This window comes from uncultured Enterovirga sp., assembly GCF_964242715.1.
In the GTDB taxonomy this organism is placed as follows: Bacteria; Pseudomonadota; Alphaproteobacteria; order Rhizobiales; family Beijerinckiaceae; genus Enterovirga.
This window is the reverse complement of record NZ_CAXTAZ010000019.1, coordinates 38,986-62,980: the sequence shown is the minus strand read 5'-3', so window position 1 is coordinate 62,980 and position 23,995 is coordinate 38,986. Positions and strand designations below refer to the sequence as shown.

Genomic DNA, 23,995 nt, shown 5'->3' with positions numbered 1-23,995 from the left:
ACAAGGAATATCAGTACCTTAGCCCATGGTCTTCACGGCCGCTACATCGGATTTCGGGTTTCGGAGCGGTGGGTTGCCACAGGTCGGGTCGTCTCCGAGGAGCGGTCCCGCGCCGGTGCCGTCGAGGATGTGGTGAGGTCGTCGACCACCCGGACCTTCGGCGGGACCACCGGAGCGGTCTTCGCCTGCGCCGCCGGACGGCCCGAATCTGCAGGCGGCGCCCCGGGCTCGTCCAGGCCGTAGATATCGTCGCGGAAATGGACGGTGCCGTCCGCGAGAGCGTATCCCGTGAGGTAGACCCACGCCACCGGGACCGGCTTCGTCATCCGGACGTCCACGCGCGTCCCCCCCGCGATCGCGGTCTCGATCTCCATCCCGCCCCAGGACGAGCCCGGGCCGCCCGGACCGGCATTACCCTCGAGCAGCCAGCCGACGAGGCCCTTCACGCCCGAGATCCTGACGCAGCCGGACGATTGCGCGCGCCGGTCTCGCGCGAACAGTCCTTTGGAAGGGGTGTCGTGCATGTAGACGGCGTGCCGGTTCGGCATGTCGATCCGGACCTCGCCGAGCGAATTCTCGATGCCGGCATCCTGGCGGATGGTGTAGTTCACGGCCCGCTCGGTCGACCAGTCGATCGTCGCCGGGTCCACCTCCTGGCCAGTGTTGTCGAACAGCCGGATCTTCATCCGGGCGAGATAGCCCGGCTCCTTGCGGACATGCGGGATGATGTCCTTGCGGATGAGAGACGTCGGCACCGTCCAGGTCGGGTTGAAATTGATCGAGGTCACCCGCGTCTCGACGGTCGGCGACGGCCGATCGGGCTTGCCGACGATCGCGACGTAGCGTCGGGCCACGGCCCCGCGCTCGACCGCCTCGACGCTGGCCGACGGGATGTTCACCGCTACGTAGCGCTCGCCGAACGGGAATTTGGAACCGAGCAGGCGCGCGGCCGAGGCCTGCAAGTGCTTGAGCCGCACGGCGGCTGTCACATTGAGCTGCACGAGCGTCCGGGGACCGACGAGGCCGGTCTCCTCGAGACCGTGCCGGAACTGGAAGCGCTTCAGCGCGACCGCCAGTGGTTCGTCGAAGGCGAGGCCGGCGCGCTCGGCTTCCGGCAGGTCGCCTTCCGCCGCCAGTCGGGCGCGAAGCGCGGCGATGCTCGGGCCGCGATCGCCGGGCTTCAGCCGGGTCGCGTCGTTCGGAACGCTCCCCCAGCCCCCACCCTCGACCTGCTCCCGGTAGCGCTCGGCCGCATTCATGGTCTGGACGAAGGTCTCGGGACCGAGCACGGGGCGCGGGTCGTCGGACAGTTTCACCGGCTCCGTCGGCGGCGCCTTCTGCTTCACCACCACGGCCGCCTTGTCGACGGCCGGCCCGGTTGGAATTCCGGCCGGAAGCGCCGGCGCATCCTTCGGCGCCGGAGACGCCGGAACCTCGGCGGCGCGGGGGGGCTTCGGGGCGGCAGCGCGAGGAGGGGCGGCCTCCTCCGGCGAAGCCACGGAGGAATCGGCAGCCCGAACCCCTGTCTCGGTAGGGGCCGCGAGCGCCCCCGTCCCGGCGAAAGCCAGGCAGCATGTCGCACAGGTAGCGAGAAGTCGGACCAGCATCATCGATCTCCGGCCCGGACCATGATCCGGTAAGGTTGAGGAAAGCTGATCAAGGAAACGCGGCGCTGGCCGACGATGATCCCTCGCTCGGAAGGAGGGATCAGCCGTCCTTCCCAGCCCCGCTTGCGGCAAATTGCTTTAAGCCTAAAATATCTCGTCGGAGCGGAGAGGCGCATGAAGATCGCGGTGGTCGGTGGCGGGCCGGCCGGGCTCTATCTCACCATCCTGGTCAAGAAGGCGCGGCCCGCGGCGGACATCACCGTCTACGAGCGCAACCGGGCCGACGACACCTTCGGCTTCGGCGTCGTGTTCTCGGATGCGACCCTCGACACTTTCGAGCGCTACGACCCGGAGAGCTATGCCGAGATCGTCCGGCGCTTCGCCTACTGGGACGACATCGCGATCCACTTCCGGGGCAGCGTCCACCGGGTCGGCGGAAACGGGTTCTGCGGCTGCTCGCGCGGCGCCCTTCTCACGCTCCTCCAGGACCGGGCCCGCGCGCTCGGCGTCCGCTTCGCCTTCGAGACCGAGATCGAGGACGACGAGGCGCGCTTCGCCGATTGCGACCTCGTGGTCGCGGCCGACGGCATCAACAGCCGGTTCCGCCAGCGCTACATCGAGCATTTCCAGCCCGAGACGGACCTGCGCCCGAACCGCTTCGCCTGGATGGGCTCCACTCGGCCCCTCGACGCCTTCACCTTCCTGTTCGAGGAAACCGAGTGGGGGCCGTTCATCGCACATGCCTACCAATACGAGCCCGGGCGCTCGACCTGGATCTTCGAGACCGACCCCGAGACCTTCCGGCGCGCCGGTCTCGACCGGATGGGCGAGGCGGACTCGGCCCGGCTGATGGAGCGCATCTTCGCGAACTTCCTCGAAGGTCATCCCATCCTGACCAACCGGTCGGTCTGGCGCTCTTTCCCGATGATCCGGAACAAGCGCTGGGTGCGGGACAACATCGTCTTGGTCGGCGACGCCAAGGCGACGGCGCATTTCTCCATCGGCTCGGGCACCAAGCTCGCCATGGAGGACGCGATCGCCCTGCACGAGGCGCTGGCGCGCGAGCCCTCCGTCGCGGCGGCCCTGCAGCGCTACGAGACCGGCCGGCGCGAGGAGGTCGAGAAGATCCAGCACGCGGCCGACGTCTCACTCGTCTGGTTCGAGCATGTCGACCGCTTCTGGCATTTCGACCCGGTGCAATTCGCCTTCGGCGTGATGACGCGGGCCAAGGCCATCACCTACGACAACCTCCGCCTGCGCGCGCCGGACTTCGTCGACGAGGTCGACCGCCACTTCGCCGAGAGCGTCCGGGCGACGGGGCTCGACGTCGATGTCGAGCGCCCGACGGTGCCGATGTTCCAGCCGCTGAAGCTCCGCGAGATGGTGGTTTCGAACCGGGCCGTCGTGTCGCCGATGTGCATGTATTCGGCGAAGGACGGCGTGCCGACCGACTGGCACCTCGTCCATTACGGCTCGCGCGCGATCGGCGGCGCCGGCCTCCTCTTCACCGAGATGACCTGCGTCGGGCCCGATGCCCGCATCACGCCGGGCTGCACCGGCCTCTGGACAGACGAGCAGGAGGCCGCCTGGCGCCGCATCGTCGATTTCGTCCACGCGAATTCGACCGCCAAGATCTGCCTCCAGCTCGGCCATGCCGGCCGCAAGGGCGCGACGCAGCTGATGTGGGACGGCATGGACCGTCCCCTCGCCTCGGGCGGCTGGGAGGTGATGGCCGCCTCCCCCCTTCCCTACTTCCCCGACAGCCAGGTGCCGCGCGAGATGTCGCGCGCCGACATGGACAGGGTCCGGGACGAGTTCGTGGCCGCGATCCGTCGCGGCGAGCGGGCCGGCTTCGACATGGCCGAGCTTCACTGCGCCCACGGCTACCTGCTCGCGAGCTTTCTGTCGCCGCTGACCAACCGGCGGACGGACGAATATGGCGGCACGACAGAGAACCGTCTGCGCTTCCCGCTCGAGGTTTTCCGCGCCATGCGGGAGGCCTGGCCGCGCGAAAAACCGATGTCGGTCCGGCTCTCGGCCACGGACTGGGCCGAGGGCGGGCTGACGCCGGACGATGCGGTCGTGATTGCCCGCGCCTTCGCCGAGGCGGGGGTCGACCTCGTCGACGTCTCGACCGGCCAGACGGTGCGCGAGGCCCGCCCGGTCTATGGCCGCATGTTTCAGACGCCGTTCTCGGACCAGATCCGGAACGAGGCCAAGGTCGCGACCATGTGCGTCGGCAACATCACCTCGGCCGACCAGATCAACACGATCCTGGCCGCGGGCCGGGCCGATCTCGTGGCGCTCGGGCGGCCGCATCTCGTCGATCCGTCCTTCACGCTCCGGGCCGGCGCCTGGTACGGCGCTCCGGGCCTAACCGCGCCGCAGCCCTATGCGCCGGGCCTCGACCAGATCCTCCGCAACAGCGTGCGCGACCGCGCCGACATGGACGACCTCCGCCGCCGCGGACGGCCGAAGACCAGGGCTGAGCTGAAGGCGATGCCGCGGCTCGCGGCGGAATAGACCGGGCGTCCGGCCTATCCCTCGATGCGCGAAAAATCCGCAACCTCGCGCGTCGCCCGCCGCAGCATGGCGAGGAGCTTCAGGCGGTTTTCGCGCAAGGCCGGCTCCTCGGCGTTGACGGTGACCTTGTCGAAGAAGGCATCGACCGCCGGCCGGAGTTCAGCCAAGGCCCGCATCGCGGCCGCGAAATCCTCGGCCGCGACAGCTTCGCCGGCGGTGTGCGCCGCTCGGGCGAGCGCGACCGCAAGCGTCTTTTCCTCTTCGGCCACGAGGGCCGCGACATCCGGGATGTCGTCGTAGGAGAGGCCGTCCTTCTTCTCCTCGATCCGCAGGATGTTCGCGGCGCGCTTGGTGGCGGCGAGCAGGTTCGTGCCGTCCTCGGTCGCCAGGAAATGCCCGAGCGCCTCGACCCGGCGCACGATCGCCAGCAGGTCGTCGTTCGCCGGCGCGCCACCGCCGCTCTCCCTCTCCCCATCGGGGAGAGGGTCGGGGTGAGGGGGTTGCGCGCTCTCCGCAAGCTGCGCACCCGGTCGGCTGCCGCCGGCTCGACCTCTCCCCGACGGGGAGAGGCTGTCGACGGCCCCAGCGCTCAGGACGGCATCGATGAGGTCGTGCCGCGCCCCTCGGTCGCGGAGATAGACCTTCAGGCGATCGTGGAAGAAGGGGACAAGCGACTTAGATAATTCAGCTGCGGCCCCCTCCCACGTTCGCGGATCGTATGATCTCGATTTGTAAAATGACGTGAACCCCTCGAGGCGCATCGATCCATCGTCGAAGTCAAGGACAGCCAGTAGCGTATCGAGCGACGAGATACGGCTACGCAGTTCGGACAAGGCGGCATTTGCTTTATCTTCATCCCGAGCGACTGATAACTCGGCTTTGCCCGCAAGCCCGCCTTCTCGCTCGAGAAAACCGTCGAAATTTAGGTAGAGTCGATACGGTGACTTGTGCCAATCTCCACCGGTGATGACACCGCCCTCGTACCGTTCTCCGATGAGAAACTGGTAGTTCGATCGTCCAATACCTTCGCTCTCGTGCAAGCCAAAGAGCAAATACGAGAGAGTAGATGTCGGAAGTAGTTCAGAAAGGCGCAGCCGCAGCCCATTCTCCAGCACCAGCCGGATCACCCCGAGCGCCGCCCGCCGGAGTGCATACGGGTCTTTCGACCCCGTCGGCTTCTCGTCGATCGCCCAGAACCCGACCAGCGTGTCGAGCTTGTCTGCGAGCGCCACCGCGACCGACACAGGCTCGCTCGGCACCCGGTCCGACGGACCGAGCGGGCGATAATGCTCCTCGATCGCGGCCGCGACCGCGGGGGTCTCTCCTTGAGCGGCGGCGAAGTAGCGGCCCATCAGGCCTTGCAACTCGGGGAACTCACCGACCATCTCGGTGGTGAGGTCGGCTTTGGCGAGGCGCGCCGCGCGCTCGGCCTGGTCCGGGTCGGCGCCGACCATCGGAGCAAGCTCGCGGGCGAGCGACGCGACGCGGGCGACGCGCTCGCCCTGCGTGCCGAGCTTCTCGTGGAAGACGATCGAGTCGAGCTTCGGCAGGCGATCCTCGAGCCTCGTCTTGCGGTCCTGGTCCCAGAAGAACCTGGCGTCCGACAGCCGCGCCCGCACCACGCGCTCGTTGCCGGCCACGATCGCGGAGCCGCCATCGGAGGCCTCGATATTCGAGACCAGGATGAAGCGGTTCGCGAGGGTGGACGCGCCTGCCTCTCCCGGAGAGAGTGGTCGAGTCGCGTCGGCAGGCGCGACCGGGTGAGGGGTCTGGACCTGTCCGGAGAGGTCACCACCCTCACCCGGTCGACGCTCCGCGTCGCTCGACCTCTCCCCTTGGGAGAGGCTGACGCTATCGCGCAGCACGAAGCATTTCTGGTTCGCCCGGATCGTCGCCCGGATCACCTCGGGCGGGATGGCGAGGAAGCTCTCGTCGAAGCGGCCCATCAGGCAGACCGGCCATTCGACGAGGCCCGCCACCTCGTCCAGCAGCGCGTCGTCCTCTACCACCTCGAGCCCTTGGGCGAAGGCGAGGTCCCGCGCATCGTGACGGATGATGTCGCGGCGGCGCTCGGCATCGAGCACGACCCGGGCCGTCTGCAAGGAGGCCGCGTAATCGTCGAAGCGCCGGACCTGGATCGGATCCGGCGCCATGAAACGGTGGCCCCGGGTCGTGTCGCCCGAAAGCAGCCCGTCGACGAGGAGCGGCACAATCTCCGGCGTCTCGGTCTCCGCGCCGAAGGTGCACAGGATCGATTGCAGCGGCCGCACCCAGCGAAGCGAGCCCGGATCGCGCGAGGCCGCGCCCCAGCGCATCGACTTCGGCCAGGGGAAGCTCCGGATGATGCCGGGCAGGAGTTCGGACAGGACCTGCGGCGTCGGGCGGCCCGGGCGCTCGATCACGGCCACGTAGACATCGCCCTTCTTCGGGTCGCTCTGCACTGTCAGCTCGTCGACGGAGGCGAGTCCGGCGCTCTTCAGAAACCCGGCGAGCGCCGCCTCGGGCGCCCCGACGCGCGGGCCCTTGCGCTCCTCGCGCACGTCCGTCCCCTTGGCCGGAAGCCCGACGACATGCAGGGCGAGCCGCCGCGGCGTCGCATAAGCCTTGGCGCCCTCGTAGAGGAAGCCCTGGGCGACGAGCGCGTCCGTGACGAGGCGGCGCAGGTCGTCGGCCGCCCTCCCCTGCATGCGGGCCGGGATCTCTTCGGAGAGGAGTTCGAGCAGGAGGTCGGGCATGGCTGCAGGTGTCGATCGGAGCGGAGAGGTCGCCACCGCTCGCCCCGGCGAAAGCCGGGGCCCAGACGGCAGCCCTCCTGGGTGCCGGCTTTCGCCGGCATGAGCGGATGGATCGCGGCGGTCTAGGCCGGGCGGCCGGACCTGTCGAGCGAAGGCCGGCCGCGCGCGGCTCAGCCTCGGCTCGCCGAGATCTCCATCTCGTGGACGAGGTCGAGCGTCCCGTCGTCCGACACGTCGCAGGAGAGGCGGACCATGGCGCGGCGGGAGCCGTGGGCGAGATCGAGCAGCCGGAAGAAGCGGTCCGCGGCCAGGAACACGTCGAAGCGGTGCTCGCCCGCGCCCGAGACGCCGAAATAATCGCCCGAGACCGCGTCGAAACGCTCGGGCCAGTTCCGGGCCCGCATCCGGAGCTGGGCGGTGGTCGATCCCCAGAAGGTGAGGTCGACATTGCCGAGTTCCTCGCCGGTCTCGGCGAGCGTGCCGGTCCCGGTCAGCCGCGCGACGCCGGTATCCATGGTCGCGTCGCAGACGAGATCATAGGACACGCGAAGGACCGAGATGCGGATGTTGCGACGCGAACCGGGCCTCATGCCGCCGCTCGCGCGGGCTCGTCCGCCGGGAGGCCGCCGCCCTCGGTCCTGAGCCAGGCCGCGCCGCAGGCCTTCGCAAGCTCGCGCACCCGCAGGATGTAGCTCTGGCGCTCGGTCACCGAGATCACGCCGCGGGCATCGAGCAGGTTGAAGACGTGGCTCGCCTTGATGCACTGGTCATAGGCCGGCAGCGCCATCTCGTGGCGCGGGCCGCGGTCGCCCGCCGCCAGATAGGCGGCGCAGGCCGCCTCCGCATCCTTGAACTGCCGGAACAGCATGGCCGTGTCGGCATGTTCGAAATTGTGCCGCGAATATTCCTGCTCGGCCTGCAGGAAGACGTCGCCGTAGGTGACGCGGTCAGTGCCGTCGAGCCCGTTGAAGTTCAGGTCGTAGACGTTCTCGACGCCCTGGACATACATCGCGAGGCGCTCGAGCCCGTAGGTCAGTTCTCCCGCGACCGGCGCGCATTCGAAGCCGGCGACCTGCTGGAAATAGGTGAACTGGCTCACCTCCATGCCGTCGCACCAGCATTCCCAGCCGAGGCCCCAGGCGCCGAGCGTCGGGCTCTCCCAATCGTCCTCGACGAAGCGGATGTCGTGCAGCTTCGCGTCGACCCCGATTGCGGCCAGCGAGGCGAGGTAGAGGTCCTGCAGGTTCGGAGGGTTCGGCTTCAGGATCACTTGGAACTGGTAGTAATGCTGCAGCCGGTTCGGGTTCTCGCCGTAGCGGCCGTCCTTCGGCCGGCGGGAGGGTTGCACATAGGCGGCCCGCCAGGGTTTCGGCCCGAGGGCACGCAACGTGGTCGCCGGGTGAAACGTCCCGGCTCCCACCTCCATGTCGTAGGGCTGGAGGATCACGCAGCCCTCCGCCGCCCAGAAGCGCTGCAGGGTCAGGATCAGGCCCTGGAAGGATCGGGCGGGGGCCAGATGGGCCGCCGCGGCGGTGTCGATCGGTGTCATGCCGGCACCCTCGGGAACGGCCCGGAGGCTGTCAAGGACGGCTCCGGCTCTCTCGGCTCGCACACCAAGACCCTGCTAACCAAAGTTGCCGTAACCTTGGGAACATTCGACTCCTACAAGCATTCAACCCCGGAAGCTTAGGCATTCGCGTGCCATTCGAAACAGCCACCCGGATCCGACGGCCGCACAGGACGGTGAAGTCGGGCCAGGTCTCGGCAGGGGGATGATGATGACGAAGATCTCGGAGATGGTCGGACTGGCGGCGCTTTCGGCGGCCCTTACCCTGGGCCTGGCGACGGCCGAGGCCCGCGACATCAAGGTTCAGCGCAAGGCTGCTCCGGTGGAGATGGCGGCCGCTGCTCCGGAGCCGATGGCCAGGGATGTCGAGCAGAAGGCCGAGGTCGGTCAGGCCGCAGCCGAGAAGATCGTTCTCGCCCCCGGCTGCCGCAAGGTGAAGGTCATCTATGCCGGCTACGGCGAGAGCGAACGCGCCGCGAGTTGCCCGACGCAGTAGACGCAGTTAGAGATCAGGTTTCTCCGGTCCCGGCAGCCCCCCTGCCGGGACCGTTTTCGTTTCGGCATCGGCGGCCGCATCAGCTTCGCCGAGGTGGATCGGGGCCGCGACCTCGAGCGGTGTCCGCCCCCCTTTGAGCGCCGACAGGATGAGCCGCGCTGCGGCGCCGCCCGGCTTCGAATAGACCGGCCGGACGACGATCGACCCGAAGGTCGGTCGAAGCGCCTCGAGGCAGGATGCGAGTGCATCCGCCCGGTGGATCATCCAGATTCGCCCACGCGGCCGCAGCAGCCAGTTCGCCGAGGCGACCCAGCGCCCGAGATCGCCCCCTTCCATGACATGCGCCGACCTGCGGCCGGGATCCGGCGAGGTACGGCCGCCCGGTTCGAAGAAGGGCGGGTTTGTCAGGACGACGTCCGCCATCCCGTCGGCAAGCCCGGCTGAACGCAGCGTCCGGCGGTCCGCGAACAGGTCGGCCTGGTAGGCTGCCGCGCGATCCTCGAGACCATTGGAGGAGATGTTGCGCCGCGCCAGCGTCACGAGGATTGCCTCGCGCTCGACGAGGCTGAGCCGCGTCGCCCCGACCCTTATCGCGGCCATCAGCCCGACCGCACCGCTGGCGCTGCCGAGGTCGACCACATGGTCGCCGGGCCGGATCTCGGCAGTGGCGGCGAGCAGGACGGCGTCCGTTCCGGCACGGTGCCCACGGCGCGGCTGAAGCAGCCGCAGGCGACCCTCGAGGAAAAGGTCCTCCGTGACCTCCGGAATGGCGTCAGGCGTCACGCAATTCGGCCCCGAGGCCGGCCTCGACGACGAGGCGCCGGGCGCGATCGGCCCAGTCGGACGGCACGAGAACGCGTCGACCGAACACCCCGATCGAGCCTTCCAGCGCGCTCATATGCCCGTCCGCGACGAAGACCGGGATGTCCTCGCTCTCCAGCAACTGCGTGACGACGTCGATCAGCACGACATCGTTCGTCCGGATCAATTCGCGCATCGGGAAGGTCGGGCCTCGTCTTGCGTCAAGCCGCGCGTTGCGGTGACCAGGGCGGCGTGCAAGGGAGCATCATCCGGCCGGGACGTCGATCCGGCAACGGGGGCGGTCAGCGTGGGCGTGGTTCTATCGTTCGAGGACAGGGTGCCGGGCGCGGAGGCGAGCCTCGACGATCTCGTGGGGCTCGTGCGGGACGACATGGAGCGGGTCAACCGCCTGATCGTCTCCCGGACCGGTTCGCGGGTGACGATGATCCCGGAGGTCGCGAACCACCTGATCTCGTCGGGCGGAAAGCGGCTCCGGCCGATGCTGACGCTCGCGACCGCCTCGCTCGCCGGCTACGGGGGCGACGGCCATGTCAGCCTGGCAGCCGCCGTGGAGTTCATGCACACGGCGACGCTCCTGCATGACGACGTCGTCGACGCCTCGACCATGCGCAGGGGCAAGATCGCGGCCCGGCTGAAATGGGGCAACGAGGCGAGCGTCCTCGTCGGCGACTTCCTCCTCGGCCAGGCCTTCAAGATGATGGTCGAGGTCGGCTCGCTCCCGGCGCTCGCGATCCTGTCCTCGGCCGCCACCATCATCGCGGAGGGCGAGGTGCTGCAACTCGCCGCCGCGAAGCATGTCGAGACGAACGAGGACGAATACCTGGCCGTGATCCGCGGCAAGACCGCGGAACTGTTCGCGGCCGCCTGCGAGGTCGGGCCGGTGATCGCGGGGCGGCCGAAGGCCGAGCTCGCCGCCTGCCGGTCTTACGGCATGAATTTGGGGATCGCCTTCCAGCTCGTCGACGACGCGCTGGATTACGGCGGCACGGCCTCCGCCCTCGGCAAGAATGTCGGCGACGATTTTCGCGAGGGCAAGATCACGCTCCCGATCGTGCTCTGCTACCGCCGCGGCGACGAGCCGGAGCGGGAATTCTGGCGCCGCACGCTGGAACGGGGCGAGATCGGCGAGGGCGACGTCGAGCGCGCGCTCGGCATCCTGCGCCGGCATCGGGCGATCGAGGATACGGTCGAGCGGGCCCGCCATTACGGCAAGATGGCCCGCGACGCGCTGGCGCTCTTCCCCGGCAGCCCGATGAAGAGCGCGCTTCTCGGCGCGGTGGATTTCTGCATCGGCCGCGCGCACTGAGCGGCTGACGTCTCATCGGAAGACGGTCGCCTTCACCCACCAGCCCGGCTCGGCCGACCGAACGGCCTTCGCGGCCCGCGCCGCGGCCCGGCAATCGTCGTAGAGCCCGAAGACCGTCGCACCCGACCCCGACATGCGGGCGAGCCTGCAGCCCTTGGTCGCGCGAAGCCGGGCGAGCGCCGAGCCGATCTCTGGGGCGAGCGCGAGCGCTGGCGCTTCGAGATCGTTGCGGGTCTCAGCCAGCGTAGCGAAAAGGGCTGACACGTCCCCGTCCGTGCTTCGAGGCTCGCCTGCCCGCTGCGCGGGACCGGCTCGCATCTCAGCATGAGGACGTGGGTGGATTCCACGAACCTCCTCATCCTGAGGTGCCGATCGAAGGTCGCTCTCGAAGGACGCACCAGCGGCCAACATCTGCCCCGGCGAAAGCCCGAGCGACTTGAACACGCCCGCGGTCGGCACCGCTACGCCCGGATTGACCAGGACGGCGAAGAGTGGCGGCAGGGCCAGCGGGGGGCCGACCTCCTCGCCCGCGCCCCGCATCATGCGGGCGCGGGGGTCGAGGCAGACCGGGATGTCGGCGCCCGTGACCCGGGCCGCCTCGACGACGTCGGGATGGTCGAGGGCAAGGCCGTTGAGCCGGGCCAGGAGCCGCAGCGCGCCGGCCGCATCCGAGGAGCCGCCTCCGATACCGGCGGCGGCCGGCAGGCGCTTCGTGAGGTGGAAGGCTCCCGCCAACAGGCCCGGCCGGCGCTCGGCCAGGGCCCGGGCAGCCCGGATCACCAGGTTGGCCCCGGGCGGACCCGCCGCCCCGGCCGTGGGTCCCTCGACGACGAGCGACAGCTCTTCGCCCGGAACCAGGGTCAGGCGGTCGTGGATACCGGCGAAGACGACGAGGCTTTCGAGCTCGTGGTAGCCGTCCGCCCGTCGTCCGAGCACGTGCAAGGTGAGGTTGACCTTGGCCGGCGCGCGCGTTGTGAGGCCGAGCCCGGCGGGCCGGCTGGGAGGCTCGGGTCTCATCGCAGAGACGAGCGGGACGCCGCTCCGCCGAGGCGAAGCGCGTCGGTCAGCCGCCGCTCTTGATCTGGTCGGTCGGGTTCGTCAGCGCCTCGGCCGGCTTCGGGACGTCCGGAAGCCCGCCCTGGAGCTTGTCCTCGATCTTTTTCAGATCGTCCGGCTCCGGGCTCGAATCCTTGGCGTGCTGCCATTGGAACCGGGCTTCGAGCCGACGGCCGACCTGCCAATAGGCGTCCCCGAGATGGTCGTTGATGACCGGGTCGCCGGATTTCAGCTCGGCCGCCTTTTCGAGTTCGCGCACCGCCTCGTCGAACTGCCCGAGGCGGTAATAGGCCCAGCCCAGGCTGTCGATGATCATGCCGTCACGCGGGGAGAGCTCGACCGCCCGCTTCAGCATCTTGAAGGCTTCGTCGATATTCTTGCCGGTATCGACCCAGGAATAGCCGAGATAGTTAAGGACCTGCGCCTTCCAGACCGTCTGGGTGTCGGGAACGAGCTCGAGCGAGGTCTTCAGGTCGGCCTCGGCCTTGGCCCATTCCTTGGCCCGCTCATAGCTCGTGCCGCGATAGTAGAAGAGCGGCCAGCGCCCGCTATCGCCCTCCTTGGTCAGGTCGATCGCCTGCCCGTAGACTTCGGCCGCCTCGAGATACTTCTTGCGCATGCGCAGGATGCCACCGAGAGCGACCAGCGCGTCGGTGTCGTTCGGCCGCTCGGCGCGGAGCCGTTCGAGATGTTTCACGGCCTCCTCGCCGCGTCCGAGCTGCTCGAGGCTGAGGCCGATCTGCACGTCCGCGCTCGCCTTCAGCGGCGAGATCGCCGGCACGAGCTTCAGGGCCGCCAGCGCCTGTTCCGTCTGCTTCATCCGCTCGAACACATCGGCCAGCGTCACGAGCGCGAGCGAATGATCCGGGTTCAGGTAGAGGGCGAGCCGGAGATAGATCAGGGACGCGAGTTCGTCGCCCTGCTGGTTGCCCGCGGAACCGAGCCCGTAGAGCACCTCGGCCGCACCGTCCTGCGCATTCTGGACGATCGGCGGCAGCGTGCGGCCCGCGCCGATCTCGGCGAGAGCGTTGCGGACGAAGGCATGACGCGGCGCGATCACGTCATAGGCCTGGTAGACCGCGAGCGCCTCGTCCTTCTTGCCGATCCGGGCGAGGAGGCGCCCGTAGGCATCGACGAGGCGAAGGGTCGTCTTCTCGGAATCGTAGGCGGATTTCAGCCGGCGCTCCGCCTCGGGCAGGTTGCCGACGAGTTCGGCGATCAGCCCGGCATGGTAGTCGCGGAAGACCGCGAAGCCGCGATCGGCCCGGACGCCATTCACCGTGTCGAGGGCGCGTTTCCCGTCCCGGGATCCGGCATGGGACCAGGCGATCAGGAGCGAAGCCGTAAGGTCGGCCGCACGGCCGCGGACGCCCCGGGCGAGCAGCGTGCGGGCGACCGCGAATTGCCGCGTCTTGAAGGCGCGCGCGCCGAGGCTGAGCTGGGCAAGCCCGTTCGATGGATCCTTCAGGGTCAGCCGATCGGCCGCGCCGGCGGCCCCATCGACGTCGCCGTCCGCCAGGAGCGAGATGAAGGCGCGCTCGAGAAGCTCGGGATTGGCCGGGTCTTCGCGCAGGGCCTCTCGGTAGAAGATCGCGGCCGCGGCCGTGTCCTTGGAAGCGCCCGCGATATAGGCCGCGAGGTAATTGCCCTCGAGGCTGCCGGCCGGCGTGTAGGGCGAGGTGTTGGGCTTCTGGGCCGGCGCGACGACGCGGCGCGCCTCGGCACTCCCGCCCGCAACACAGAGCGCCAGCGCAACCGCGACGGCGCGGCCGATCGCGAAGCGACCCACAGGAAAAACGACCATCACGGCTCCACCCTCGACGACCGCCCGCCTCGCGCGACGCCCATGACTCACTTGATCCGCAGAATGAACCCTCGGACTCCGCCCGGCAAGGCACCTCGATGCCGCGCGGCGCGGGTCCCGAGGAAGCCGCGCCGGATCCGTTCGGGCCGGCTCACATGCCGACGTAGTTCGGCCCGCCGCCGCCCTCCGGCGTCACCCAGGTGATGTTCTGGTTCGGATCCTTGATGTCGCAGGTTTTGCAATGGACGCAGTTCTGGGCGTTGATCTGGAAACGCGGCTCCTTGCCGTCCTCCAGCCATTCGTAGACCCCGGCCGGGCAATATTGGGCGGAGGGGCCGCCGAAGACGTCGTGCTCGGAGCGGCGCTGCAGCTCCATGTCGGCGACCTTCAGGTGGACCGGCTGGTCTTCCTCGTGGTTCGTGTTCGACAGGAAGACCGAGGACAGCCGGTCGAAGGTCAGAACCCCGTCCGGCCGCGGGTAGGTGATCGGCTTCACCTCCGACAGCGGCTTCAGGGTCTCGAAATCGGCCTTGCCGTGCGACAGGGTCCCGAAGACGGAGGAACCGAGGAGCTCGGTCATCCACATGTCGATCCCGCCGAGGCCGATCCCGACGAGGGTGCCGTAGCGCGACCAGAGCGGCTTCACGTTGCGGACCCGGTAGAGGTCGTAGCCGATATCGGAGCCGCGCCAGCTCTCCTCGTAGCTCTCGATCTCGTCATGGGCCCGGCCCTCGGCCAGCGCAGGGGCCAGATGCTCGGCGCAGAGCATCCCGGACAGGATCGCGTTATGCGAGCCCTTGATGCGGGGCACGTTCACGAAACCGGCCGAATCGCCGACGAGGCACCCGCCCGGGAAGACGAGCCGTGGCACCGACTGCCAGCCGCCTTCCATGATGGCGCGCGCGCCATAGCCGATCCGTTTCGCGCCCTCGAACGTGTCCCGGATCATCGGGTGGGTCTTCACCCGCTGGAACTCGTCGAAGGGCGACAGCGTCGGGTTCTCGTAGTTCAGGTGCGTGACGAATCCCACCGACACGAGGTTGTCGTCGTAATGGTAGAGCCAGGACCCGCCGCCGGCCTTGTTCGGCAGCGGCCAGCCCATGGAATGCTGCACGAGCCCCTTCCGGAACCGCTCCGGCCGGACCTGCCAGACCTCCTTGACGCCGAGGCCGTATTTCTGGTGGTCGGAATTCTGGTTCAGCCCGAACCGGGCGATGGCCTGTTTCGTCAGGCTGCCGCGGGCGCCCTCGGCCAGGATCGTGTAGCGGCCGCGCAGTTCCATGCCGCGGGTGAAGTCTCCCTTCGTCTCGCCCGAGCGCCCGACCCCCATGTCGCCGGTCGCGATGCCCCGGACCTTGCCGTCTTCCATCAGGATTTCGGCTGCCGGGAAGCCCGGATAGATCTCGACGCCGAGCGCCTCGGCCTGGCGGCCGAGGAAGCGGGCCACGTCGCCGAGCGAGCCGATGAAATTGCCGTGATTGCTCATCAGGCGCGGCAGGGTCAGCGTCGGGATCTTCACGCCCCCGGCCGGCCCGAGGAACAGGAACTCGTCCTTGGTCACCTCGGTCGTGAGCGGCCGCTCGGAATCGGCGCGCCAATCCGGCAGGAGGCGATCGAGGCCGATCGGATCGACGACGGCGCCGGAGAGGACATGCGCCCCGATCTCGGACCCTTTCTCGACGACGACGACCGAGATCTCGGCCCCGCTCTCGGCCGCGAGCTGCTTCAGCCGGATCGCGGTCGCGAGTCCGGCCGGGCCGCCGCCGGCGATGACGACGTCGAAGTCCATCGACTCCCGCGGCGGCAGCGCCTCGCCCGCCATCTCACTCTCCGGCATAGTTCCTCCCCGGAGCGGCCAGCCGCTCAGCTTCGACCTGTTCCAACGAGCTATGGGGGGGCACCGGTTCCCTGACAAGCGAGAGCCGGTGGCGGCTTGTGACCGCGGTCTCGTGGGTTACAAGGACCCATGCTGCCGGCCCCCGCCGATCGCGAGGCGCTCATCGCGCTTCTCGACTTCCACGTCGCTGCCGGGATCGATCTCGCGCTGGACGAGGCGCCGCACGACCGCTTCGCGGAGGACACGAGCCTGGCTTGGGTCTCGCCCGAAGCGCCCGCCGAGCCCCGCGCGCCCCTGCCCTCGCGTCATCCCCAGCCGGAACGCCCCGCCTCGCGCCCTGCCCTCCCGGCCGCGGCCGCCGGAGCGCCGGCCGAGATCGCCGAGGATGCCCGACGGCTGGCTCGAGAGGCCCGGACCCTCGACGACCTCGAACGGCTGGTGGCCGCCTTCGACGGCTGCGCGCTCAAGGCCTCCGCCCGCCAGCTCTGTTTCGCCGACGGCGTTCCGGGCTCGCGCGTGATGATCCTGGGCGAGGCGCCCGGGGCGGAGGAGGACCGCACGGGCCGGCCCTTCGTCGGACGCGCGGGCCAGCTTCTCGACCGGATGCTGTCCGCGATCGGGCTCGACCGCGGCTCGGTCTACGTCGCGAACGTGGTGCCCTGGCGTCCGCCCGGGAACCGGACCCCGACTCCGCAGGAGGTGGCGATCTGCCTGCCCTTCACAGAGCGCCAGATCGAGCTTGCCCGGCCCGACATCCTGGTGACGCTCGGCGCCCCCTCCACCCAGATGGTCCTCGGCTCGAAGGAGGGCATCTTCCGGACGCGCGGCCGCTGGACCGAGCGGACATTCGGCGAGGCCCGGCTTCGCGTCCTGCCGATGCTGCATCCCGCCTATCTTTTGCGGCAGCCGCTGCATAAACGGCTGGCGTGGCGCGACCTCCTCCGGCTCCGCCATGCGCTGGACGGCCGTGCGGAACCCCGCCCGCCCGAACCGACTTGAAGGTTGAACGTTCTGGCGCGCCCTCCCGCGCGCTCGGGAAGCTTGCACGATGCGTTGGGAAGACTTTCGCCCGTCCGACAATGTCGAGGACCGACGCGGCGACGGCGGCGGCGGGGGTGGCGGCTTCGGCATCCCTATGGGGCGCGGTGGCGGCGGCCTCGGCATCGGCGCCATGGTCGTGCTCGGCCTTGTCGGCTGGGCGCTCGGCATCGACCCCCGCATCCTGATCCAGGGCGCCGAGATGGCGCGCGGCGGCGGCAACCCGGGCTACGAGCAGCCGGACCGGCGCAGCCCGCCGGCCCCGCGTCCGCAAGGCAGCGGCGGCCAGGTCACGGACCAGTATGGCCGGCTGGCGCAAAGGATCCTCGGCAACACGGAGGACGTCTGGAAAGAGGTCCTGCCCGCCCAGGCCAACAAGGCCTACGTGCCGACCGGCATGGTGCTCTACACCCGCGGCACGCGGTCGGGCTGCGGCAGCGCCCAATCGGCGATGGGACCTTTCTATTGCCCGCTCGACCGCAAGGTCTATCTCGACACGACCTTCTTCGACGAGATGCAGCGCAAGTTCAGGACCGGTGGCGACTTCGCCTATGCCTATGTGATCGCGCATGAGGTCGGCCATCACATCCAGAACGTCCTCGGCATCCTGGGCAAGGTGCAGCGCCGGCAGCAGGACGTGGACGAGCGCGAGGCGAACCAGCTCTCGGTCCGGATCGAACTCATGGCCGATTGCCTGGCCGGCGTCTGGGCCAACAAGTCCAACGAAAAATACAACGCCATCAACGACGAGGATATTCGCCAGGCGATCGCGGCCGCCCAGGCCATCGGCGACGACCGGCTGCAGAGCCAGAGCAGGGGCCAGGTGATGCCGGACAGCTTCACGCACGGCTCCTCGGAGCAGCGGGTGCGCTGGCTGAAGACGGGCCTTCGGACCGGGCAGGTACAGAGCTGCGACACCTTCCGGACGAGCCGCCTCTAGGTGGCCGGCCTCGATCTCGCCCGGAGCTTCGTCCCCCTCGGGATCGCGGTGCTCACCGTGTCCGACACCCGTCAGCTCGCGGACGATCGGTCGGGCGACACGCTGGTCGCGCGTTTGACCGAAGCCGGGCATGTTCTCGCCGGCCGCAGCATCGTGCCGGACGACGTCGAGGCGATCCGGTCGGCGGTGCGCGGCTGGATCGCGGATACGGACGTCGATGCGATCATCGCAACGGGCGGGACCGGCTTCACCGGCCGCGACGTGACACCGGAGGCGCTCGAACCGCTCTTCGAGAAGCGCATGGACGGCTTCTCGGCCATCTTTCACCGGATCAGCTACGACAAGATCGGCACCTCGACGCTGCAATCGCGCGCGACCGCGGGCGTCGCGGGCGCGACCTACATCTTCGTCCTGCCGGGCTCGCCCGGCGCGTGCCGGGACGCCTGGGACGGCATCCTCCAGGCTCAGCTCGATTACCGGCACCGGCCCTGCAACTTCGTCGAGATCATGCCGCGGCTGGACGAACACCTGCGGCGCTGACCGGGCATATCGCCCGCCCCCCGCCCGACTTGTCCACAGGAACCGGGGCTTATCCACAGGCCCGTCGGAACATAGGAGGTACGTGATCCTTGCCATCACGACCGTAGTGAGAACGCGCCCTTAGAGCGTCGCCGTTGCAATGTTCGCGTTTCGTTCTAGTCTAGCGATGCCGAATCGCCCGGCCAGGAGGTTCAGATGGCCAGAACGCAGCTGAAGGGGACACCGGCCGAGCCGCCCCGACCGGCGCAGCGCGGCGTGCATACCGTCATCGACCGTCGTCGGCCGGACATCCGGACCTATGAGGGCGTCGAGCGCGAGCGGCGGCACGGCCGTGGGGTCGGCGGAAATCCGGACGGCCGGTTCGAGCCGATCCAGCGCGAACGCGCCTTCGACGGATGGGATTTCGCCGACGAGCCGCTTCCGATCCGGACCGAGGTGACGCTCGAGAAGCCCCGCACGATCATCGCCCGGAACGATTCGCCGGACATCTCCTTCGACCGGTCCGTGAACCCGTATCGGGGCTGTGAGCATGGCTGCGTGTATTGTTTCGCCCGGCCGAGCCACGCCTACCAGGGCCTGTCGCCCGGGCTCGATTTCGAGACCAAGCTCTTCGCCAAGCCGAACGCGGCCGAGCTCCTGCGGAAGGAACTCGCGGCGTCGAATTACGAGCCGAAGACGATGGCGCTCGGCACCAACACCGACCCCTATCAGCCGATCGAGCGCACCTACCGGATCACGCGCTCCATCCTAGAGGTGCTGGACGCGACGAACCACCCGGTCGGGATTGTCACGAAATCGGCCCTCGTGACGCGGGACATCGACATCCTGGCGTCGATGGCGGAGCGGGGGCTCGCCAAGGTCGCGATCTCGGTGACGACGCTCGACCCGAAGCTTGCCCGGCGCATGGAGCCGCGTGCGGCGACCCCGACCAAGCGGCTCTCGACGATCCGGATGCTGGCTGAGGCCGGGATCCCGGTCTCGGTCCTGGTCGCGCCTATCATTCCGGCGATCAACGACCATGAGATCGAGGGCGTGCTCCGCGCGGCCTATGCGGCCGGGGCGCGGGAGGCGGGCTACGTCATGCTGCGGCTGCCGAACGAGCTGAAGGGGCTCGTTCGGGACTGGCTTGCCGAGAACTACCCGGACCGCATGAAGCACGTCCTGTCGCTGGTCGAGGATACGCGCGGCGGCAAGCTCTACGATTCGGCCTGGGGCGAGCGCCAGACGGGGGTCGGGCCCTATGCCTGGATGATCGGCCGCCGCTTCGAGGCCGCGTCGGAGCGGATCGGCTTCAACAAGCAGCGCCGGACGCTCCGGACCGACCTGTTCACGCCCCCCATGCGGCAGGGCGCGCAGCTCGCGCTCTTCTAGAGCACGTCAGGGAACGCGCCGGGCGGCGCCTCAGCCCTTCAACTTTGCTGCGATCTCGGCGAGGTATTTTCCCTGGAAGCGGGCGCCGTCGAGTTCGACCGCGCTCGGTTTGCGGCTGCCGTCACCGCCTGCGATGGTCGAGGCGCCGTAGGGCGAATTCCCCATGACCTCGGCCACACCCATCTGTGCCTGGAAGGAATAGGGCAGGCCGGTGATGACGAAGCCGAGATGCATCAGCACCGGCAGGAAAGTCAGGATGGTGGATTCCTGCCCGCCATGCTGCGTTGCCGACGACGTGAAGACACCCGCGACCTTGCCGTTCAGCTTGCCCTGCGCCCATAGACCGCCGGTCTGGTCGATGAAGGATTTCATCTGCGCGGCCATGTTGCCGTAGCGGGTCGGCGTGCCGAACAGGATGGCGTCGTAGTCGGGCAACTCATCGACGGTCGCGATCGGGGCGGCTTGGTCGAGCTTGTAATGGGACGCGGCGGCGACGTCCTGCGGCACCGTCTCGGGCACCCGCTTCACCACCGCCTCGGCCCCGGCGGCACGAGCGCCTTCGGCTGCCGCAAAGGCCATCTCCTCGATATGGCCGTAGGTGGAATAGTAGAGGACCAGGACTTTCGCAGGCATCGAACCACCTCGTCTATGCGGCCGGCCGGACCGGCGTTGCGCTCAACTAGGCCTTTCCGGGCGATCGCGACACGCCTAACGGTGCATCCTCACCTTTGCCCGGATGCAAGGATGCCCGACACCTTCTCCTCCGATGACCTGAAACTCGTCCTGGCCGTGAGCGAGGGCGGAGGCCTCGGCGCGGCGGCGAGGCGGCTCGGTGTCGACGGCTCGACCGTGTTTCGGCGGCTCGGGACGCTCGAAGCGCGGCTCGGGACGACATTGTTCGAGCGAAGCCGCACCGGCTACGTGCCTACCCCAGCGGGCGAGGACATGGCGGCGCTCGGCGCCCGGTTCGAGGACGAGATCGCGGCCCTGTCGCGGCGCCTCGCGGGCCACGCTCCGGCCCCGGAGGGCGACGTCCGGGTCACCACCAACGACACGCTGCTCCAGCATCTCCTGACACCCATCTTCGCGCGTTTCCGCGAGACCCACCCGAAGATCCGCCTCGACATCGTGGTCTCGAATTCCGCCCTGAACCTCGCGCGCCGCGATGCGGATGTCGCGATCCGGGTCACGCCTTCCCCGCCCGAGACGCTGGTCGGACGACGCATCGCCACCGTCGCCTGGGCCCTCTACGGCTGGGCCGGCCTCGCCGCGCCACCGGCCGACTTCTCCGGTCAGGACTGGGTCGCGCTCGGCGGCGGGATGGAGGCGGTGCCGGCAGCGCGCTTCGTCCGACGGCAGGCATCCGCGGAGCGGATCGTCTACCGGGTAGATACGGTGCTGGCGCTGGCGGATGCGGTCGAGGCCGGGATCGGCATCGGACCCCTCCCCTGCTACGTCGCCGATCGGCGCCCGGGCCTCGTCCGGCTGCTGCCGCCCGATCCCGACCTCGCCGGATCGATGTGGCTGCTCGCCCATCCCGACCTCCGCCACACCCCGCGTGTGCGGGCGCTGCTCGACGTCCTGGGCGAGGCGATCGGCCGGGAGCGCGCCCGGCTCGCGGGCGAGGTGGCCCCGTAGCCGCGCGGCTCAGCCGATCTCGACGACGAGCCGGCCGCGGATCCGGCCCGCCATGATGTCGGCGCCGGCCTGGATGACGCCTTCCAGCGGGATCGTCGTCGTCATGGCGGAGAGCTTCTCGCGATCGAGGTCGCGGGCGAGGCGTGTCCAGGCCTCCACCCGCAACGCCCTCGGGGCCATCACGGAATCGACGCCGAGAAGGGCGACGTTGCGCAGGATGAAGGGCGCGACCGAGGCGGGAAGGTCCATGCCGCCGGCGAGACCGCAGGCCGCCACCGCGCCGCCGTAGCGGATCATCGAGAGGACATTGGCGAGCGTGGTCGAGCCGACCGTGTCCACGCCCGCGGCCCAGCGCTCCTTCGCGAGCGGCCGCGGCGTCCCCTCCAGCTCCGCACGGGCGACGATGTCGCTCGCGCCGAGGCCCTTCAGGTAGTCAGTCTCCTCGCTTCGGCCGGTCGACGCGGTCACCTGCCAGCCGAGCTTCGACAGGAGCGTGATCGCGACCGACCCGACCCCGCCGGCCGCGCCCGTCACGACCACGGGGCCGCTTTCGGGCGAGAGGCCGTGCCGCTCGAGGGCCATCACGCAGAGCATCGCCGTATAACCGGCGGTGCCGATCGCCATCGCGTCGGCGGGCGACAGGCCCTCCGGCAGCGGCACGAGCCAGTCGCCTTTGACGCGCGAGCGCTCCGCATAGGCTCCGAGATGGGTCTCGCCCGTGCCCCAGCCATTGAGGACGACCGTATCGCCGGGCGCATGATCCGGATGCGACGAGGCCTCCACCACGCCGGCGAAATCGATCCCCGGGACCATCGGAAAGCGGCGCACGACCGGCGCCGTGCCGGTGAGGGCGAGCCCGTCCTTGTAGTTCACGGTGGAATGCGTGACCCGGACGGTCACGTCGCCGTCCATCAGGTCGGCTTCGGCGAACGCGCCGATGCGGGGTGCCGCGCCCTTCTCCGCGATGACGACGGCCCGGAAACCCGACATCGCGTTCAACCCCAGTGGAGGCCAAGAAGCATCAGCAAGATACCGAGCACCGAAACCAGGAAGACCATCGTCCTGACGTAGGTGATCCCGGCCACGTAAATTCCGACATAGGCCAGCCGGGCCCAGAAATAGAACGTCGCCCCCCAATAGGTGAGCGCGTTATGGCGGCCCGTCACATGCACGATCAGGATCGCGGCAGCGGCGAACGCGAACGTCTCCAGCAGGTTCTTGGTCGCCCGCTCGAGCCGCTCGCCGTAGATCGACATGCGTCGGGGCGGCGGCGTGTCGCGATTGCCCGCCCCATACGCGAAGCCATTGGCGGCGGTGAGGAATTGCGCGGTCGCGATGACCTGCACGAGGCCGAGGACGATCGTCCAGGCGAGATATGTGAGTTCAGTGTCCACGGGTGTCTCCTTCGCCGGTCAAGCCGGCACGGCCACCTGAGGTTCCCGGACGACCGGCTGCTCGCGGATCGGCAGGTTGATCGCGGCGGAGGCGAGCCCGAGCGCGACCGACAGCCACCAGACCACATCGTAGCTGCCGAAGCCCTCGTAGAGCACCCCTCCCAACCAGACGCCCAGGAAGCCGCCGACCTGGTGGGAGAAGAACACGAAGCCGTAGAGCATCGCCATGTAGCGCGTGCCGAACATCAGCATGACAAGGCCCGAGGTCGGCGGGACGGTGGAGAGCCAGAAGGCGCCCATCACGATGCCGAAGACGATGCAGGAGGTCGGCGTGATCGGCAGGAGGATGAAGACGGCGATGGCGAGGGAACGCCCCAGATAGATCCAGGCCAGCAAGAAGCGGCGCGGCATTCGGGACGAGAGCCACCCGGCGGTGAGCGATCCGGCCGCGTTCGAGAGCCCGATGGCGGCCAGCGTCCAGCCGCCGACCCAGGACGGCAGACCGGCATCCTTCAGGAAGGCCGGCAGGTGGACGGTGATGAAGGCGAGCTGGAAGCCGCAGGTGAAGAAGCCGAGCGTGAGGAGCACGAAGCTCCGGTGCCGGAAGGCCTCGCCGAGCGCCTGCGGGATCGACTGGTTCGGCGCCGGGCTCGGGCCGCCCATCGGCGAGGTGTTCGGCCCGGGCCGGGTGGACAGGAAGGTCGACAGGGGCAGGATGAGGAGGACGCTAGCGGCGAACACCACCAGCGCCTGCTCCCAGCCGAAGGAGGCGATGAGCACGTTGCCGATCGGCGGGTAGAAGAACTGGCCGAAGGAGCCGGCCGCGGTGCCGGCCCCGAAGGCGAGCGGGCGCCAGCTCTCCGGCAGCAGCTTCCCGAAGGCGCCGAGGATAAGGTTGAAGGAGGCGGCGGAGAGGCCGAAGCCGACGAGCACGCCGGCCCCGAGATGGAGCAGGCCGGGCGTGGTCGCGTAGGACATGACGACGAGCCCGGCGGCGTAGAGCACGGCCCCGACGCAGAGGACGCGGGTCATGCCGTAGCGGTCGGCGATCGCCCCCGCGAAAGGCGCGCCGAGGCCCCAGAGCAGGTTCTGGATCGCGATGGCGAGGCCGAACGTGTCGCGGCCCCAGCCGAATTCGGTGATCATCGGCAGCTGGAAGAGCCCTGCCGAAGCCCGCGGCCCGAAGCCGATCAGCGCGATCGCGCAACCCGCGAAGACGATCCACTCGGGCGGCATCCGCCCGTCCACGCGTGGCCACATGTCGATCTCTCCGCGCTAGACCGGACCGCTTTAGCGATCAATACGGAATCCGCCAAACGCG

21 protein-coding genes are annotated in these 23,995 nt (G+C 69.2%); 8 read left to right on the top strand and 13 right to left on the bottom strand.

Annotated features, from left to right (window positions below; translation table 11 throughout):
* Positions 1–41: 41 nt before the first annotated feature.
* Positions 42–1,610: a L,D-transpeptidase family protein gene (locus tag ACFE87_RS11680; protein WP_375459803.1), complete on the bottom strand. Its 1,569-nt coding sequence runs from the start codon at positions 1,608–1,610 to the stop codon at positions 42–44.
* A gap of 171 nt (positions 1,611–1,781) precedes the next feature.
* Between ACFE87_RS11680 and ACFE87_RS11675 the strand changes: the two genes are divergently transcribed.
* A complete protein-coding gene (locus ACFE87_RS11675; protein ID WP_375459802.1) occupies positions 1,782–4,130 on the top strand; it encodes a bifunctional salicylyl-CoA 5-hydroxylase/oxidoreductase in 2,349 nt (782 codons plus the stop codon).
* Between the two features lie 14 nt (positions 4,131–4,144).
* On the opposite strand, the gene glyS is transcribed toward ACFE87_RS11675, so the two are convergent.
* The 3 genes from glyS to ACFE87_RS11660 form a co-directional block, all read right to left on the bottom strand.
* The gene (glyS, locus tag ACFE87_RS11670) at positions 4,145–6,865 is read right to left on the bottom strand and encodes a glycine--tRNA ligase subunit beta (RefSeq protein ID WP_375459801.1); all 2,721 of its coding nucleotides are present in this window, start codon (positions 6,863–6,865) and stop codon (positions 4,145–4,147) included.
* A 170-nt stretch (positions 6,866–7,035) separates the two neighbouring features.
* A complete protein-coding gene (locus tag ACFE87_RS11665; protein ID WP_375459800.1) occupies positions 7,036–7,455 on the bottom strand; it encodes a hypothetical protein in 420 nt (139 codons plus the stop codon).
* Positions 7,452–8,414, bottom strand: a complete 963-nt coding sequence (locus ACFE87_RS11660; protein ID WP_375459799.1) for a glycine--tRNA ligase subunit alpha — start codon at positions 8,412–8,414, stop codon at positions 7,452–7,454. The genes ACFE87_RS11665 and ACFE87_RS11660 overlap by 4 nt, the downstream gene beginning before the upstream one ends.
* A gap of 229 nt (positions 8,415–8,643) precedes the next feature.
* Here ACFE87_RS11660 and ACFE87_RS11655 point away from each other — a divergent pair, with 229 nt between their 5' ends.
* Positions 8,644–8,928, top strand: a complete 285-nt coding sequence (locus ACFE87_RS11655) for a hypothetical protein (RefSeq protein ID WP_375459798.1) — start codon at positions 8,644–8,646, stop codon at positions 8,926–8,928.
* 6 nt (positions 8,929–8,934) lie between these two features.
* Here the strand turns inward: ACFE87_RS11655 and ACFE87_RS11650 are convergent, their stop codons facing one another.
* Together ACFE87_RS11650 and ACFE87_RS11645 are read right to left on the bottom strand one after the other, a co-directional pair.
* Positions 8,935–9,711 carry a tRNA1(Val) (adenine(37)-N6)-methyltransferase gene (locus ACFE87_RS11650; protein WP_375459797.1) on the bottom strand — a complete coding sequence of 259 codons (777 nt, stop codon included), beginning with the start codon at positions 9,709–9,711 and terminating at the stop codon, positions 8,935–8,937.
* Complete coding sequence (locus ACFE87_RS11645; protein ID WP_375459796.1) at positions 9,701–9,925, bottom strand: DUF2007 domain-containing protein; 225 nt, start codon at positions 9,923–9,925, stop codon at positions 9,701–9,703. Before ACFE87_RS11645 ends, ACFE87_RS11650 begins: the two co-directional genes overlap by 11 nt.
* Before the next feature lie 111 nt (positions 9,926–10,036).
* Here ACFE87_RS11645 and ACFE87_RS11640 point away from each other — a divergent pair, with 111 nt between their 5' ends.
* A complete protein-coding gene (locus ACFE87_RS11640) occupies positions 10,037–11,056 on the top strand; it encodes a polyprenyl synthetase family protein (protein WP_375459795.1) in 1,020 nt (339 codons plus the stop codon).
* Between the two features lie 12 nt (positions 11,057–11,068).
* On the opposite strand, the gene ACFE87_RS11635 is transcribed toward ACFE87_RS11640, so the two are convergent.
* The 3 genes from ACFE87_RS11635 to ACFE87_RS11625 form a co-directional block, all read right to left on the bottom strand.
* Entirely contained in the window at positions 11,069–12,073 is a 1,005-nt protein-coding gene (locus tag ACFE87_RS11635) for a 4-(cytidine 5'-diphospho)-2-C-methyl-D-erythritol kinase (protein ID WP_375459794.1), read from the bottom strand.
* A gap of 46 nt (positions 12,074–12,119) precedes the next feature.
* Positions 12,120–13,916: a tetratricopeptide repeat protein gene (locus ACFE87_RS11630; protein ID WP_375459793.1), complete on the bottom strand. Its 1,797-nt coding sequence runs from the start codon at positions 13,914–13,916 to the stop codon at positions 12,120–12,122.
* Positions 13,917–14,067: 151 nt separating this feature from the next.
* Positions 14,068–15,738: an electron transfer flavoprotein-ubiquinone oxidoreductase gene (locus ACFE87_RS11625; protein ID WP_375459792.1), complete on the bottom strand. Its 1,671-nt coding sequence runs from the start codon at positions 15,736–15,738 to the stop codon at positions 14,068–14,070.
* 144 nt (positions 15,739–15,882) lie between these two features.
* On the opposite strand from ACFE87_RS11625, the gene ACFE87_RS11620 reads away from it, so the two are divergent.
* The 4 genes from ACFE87_RS11620 to ACFE87_RS11605 all read left to right on the top strand — a co-directional run bounded on the left by ACFE87_RS11620 (position 15,883) and on the right by ACFE87_RS11605 (position 19,642).
* On the top strand, positions 15,883–16,752 hold the full coding sequence (locus ACFE87_RS11620) for a uracil-DNA glycosylase family protein (RefSeq protein ID WP_375459791.1): 870 nt from the start codon (positions 15,883–15,885) through the stop codon (positions 16,750–16,752).
* 49 nt (positions 16,753–16,801) lie between these two features.
* Positions 16,802–17,731 carry a neutral zinc metallopeptidase gene (locus ACFE87_RS11615; RefSeq protein WP_375459790.1) on the top strand — a complete coding sequence of 310 codons (930 nt, stop codon included), beginning with the start codon at positions 16,802–16,804 and terminating at the stop codon, positions 17,729–17,731.
* Positions 17,732–18,271 (top strand): molybdenum cofactor biosynthesis protein B, encoded by a 540-nt coding sequence (gene moaB, locus ACFE87_RS11610; RefSeq protein ID WP_375459789.1) that lies wholly within the window; start codon positions 17,732–17,734, stop codon positions 18,269–18,271.
* 195 nt (positions 18,272–18,466) lie between these two features.
* Complete coding sequence (locus tag ACFE87_RS11605) at positions 18,467–19,642, top strand: PA0069 family radical SAM protein (protein WP_375459788.1); 1,176 nt, start codon at positions 18,467–18,469, stop codon at positions 19,640–19,642.
* A 30-nt stretch (positions 19,643–19,672) separates the two neighbouring features.
* Here ACFE87_RS11605 and wrbA read toward each other — a convergent pair whose 3' ends face one another.
* Positions 19,673–20,275, bottom strand: coding sequence for an NAD(P)H:quinone oxidoreductase (gene wrbA / locus ACFE87_RS11600; RefSeq protein ID WP_375459787.1), 603 nt, complete (start codon positions 20,273–20,275; stop codon positions 19,673–19,675).
* Positions 20,276–20,386: 111 nt separating this feature from the next.
* Here wrbA and ACFE87_RS11595 point away from each other — a divergent pair, with 111 nt between their 5' ends.
* A complete protein-coding gene (locus ACFE87_RS11595) occupies positions 20,387–21,280 on the top strand; it encodes a LysR family transcriptional regulator (protein WP_375459786.1) in 894 nt (297 codons plus the stop codon).
* Between the two features lie 9 nt (positions 21,281–21,289).
* Here ACFE87_RS11595 and ACFE87_RS11590 read toward each other — a convergent pair whose 3' ends face one another.
* From ACFE87_RS11590 to ACFE87_RS11580, 3 genes are read right to left on the bottom strand one after another with little or no spacing between them, the layout of a single operon-like run.
* A complete protein-coding gene (locus tag ACFE87_RS11590) occupies positions 21,290–22,270 on the bottom strand; it encodes an MDR family oxidoreductase (protein WP_375459785.1) in 981 nt (326 codons plus the stop codon).
* 5 nt (positions 22,271–22,275) lie between these two features.
* A complete protein-coding gene (locus ACFE87_RS11585) occupies positions 22,276–22,674 on the bottom strand; it encodes an MAPEG family protein (RefSeq protein ID WP_375459784.1) in 399 nt (132 codons plus the stop codon).
* Positions 22,675–22,692: 18 nt separating this feature from the next.
* Positions 22,693–23,934 carry an MFS transporter gene (locus ACFE87_RS11580; RefSeq protein ID WP_375459783.1) on the bottom strand — a complete coding sequence of 414 codons (1,242 nt, stop codon included), beginning with the start codon at positions 23,932–23,934 and terminating at the stop codon, positions 22,693–22,695.
* Between the last annotated feature and the right edge of the window lie 61 nt (positions 23,935–23,995).

Coding starts and splice junctions, on each gene's coding strand:
- ACFE87_RS11615 (WP_375459790.1), top strand. CDS start 16,802: ATGCGTTGGGAAGACTTTCGCCCGTCCGACAATGTCGAGGACCGACGC.
- ACFE87_RS11625 (WP_375459792.1), bottom strand. CDS start 15,738: ATGGCGGGCGAGGCGCTGCCGCCGCGGGAGTCGATGGACTTCGACGTC.
- ACFE87_RS11645 (WP_375459796.1), bottom strand. CDS start 9,925: ATGCGCGAATTGATCCGGACGAACGATGTCGTGCTGATCGACGTCGTC.
- ACFE87_RS11620 (WP_375459791.1), top strand. CDS start 15,883: ATGCTGCCGGCCCCCGCCGATCGCGAGGCGCTCATCGCGCTTCTCGAC.
- ACFE87_RS11590 (WP_375459785.1), bottom strand. CDS start 22,270: ATGTCGGGTTTCCGGGCCGTCGTCATCGCGGAGAAGGGCGCGGCACCC.
- wrbA (WP_375459787.1), bottom strand. CDS start 20,275: ATGCCTGCGAAAGTCCTGGTCCTCTACTATTCCACCTACGGCCATATC.
- glyS (WP_375459801.1), bottom strand. CDS start 6,865: ATGCCCGACCTCCTGCTCGAACTCCTCTCCGAAGAGATCCCGGCCCGC.
- ACFE87_RS11635 (WP_375459794.1), bottom strand. CDS start 12,073: ATGAGACCCGAGCCTCCCAGCCGGCCCGCCGGGCTCGGCCTCACAACG.
- ACFE87_RS11680 (WP_375459803.1), bottom strand. CDS start 1,610: ATGATGCTGGTCCGACTTCTCGCTACCTGTGCGACATGCTGCCTGGCT.
- ACFE87_RS11665 (WP_375459800.1), bottom strand. CDS start 7,455: ATGAGGCCCGGTTCGCGTCGCAACATCCGCATCTCGGTCCTTCGCGTG.
- ACFE87_RS11580 (WP_375459783.1), bottom strand. CDS start 23,934: ATGTGGCCACGCGTGGACGGGCGGATGCCGCCCGAGTGGATCGTCTTC.
- ACFE87_RS11675 (WP_375459802.1), top strand. CDS start 1,782: ATGAAGATCGCGGTGGTCGGTGGCGGGCCGGCCGGGCTCTATCTCACC.
- ACFE87_RS11660 (WP_375459799.1), bottom strand. CDS start 8,414: ATGACACCGATCGACACCGCCGCGGCGGCCCATCTGGCCCCCGCCCGA.
- ACFE87_RS11595 (WP_375459786.1), top strand. CDS start 20,387: ATGCCCGACACCTTCTCCTCCGATGACCTGAAACTCGTCCTGGCCGTG.
- ACFE87_RS11605 (WP_375459788.1), top strand. CDS start 18,467: ATGGCCAGAACGCAGCTGAAGGGGACACCGGCCGAGCCGCCCCGACCG.
- ACFE87_RS11630 (WP_375459793.1), bottom strand. CDS start 13,916: ATGGTCGTTTTTCCTGTGGGTCGCTTCGCGATCGGCCGCGCCGTCGCG.
- ACFE87_RS11655 (WP_375459798.1), top strand. CDS start 8,644: ATGACGAAGATCTCGGAGATGGTCGGACTGGCGGCGCTTTCGGCGGCC.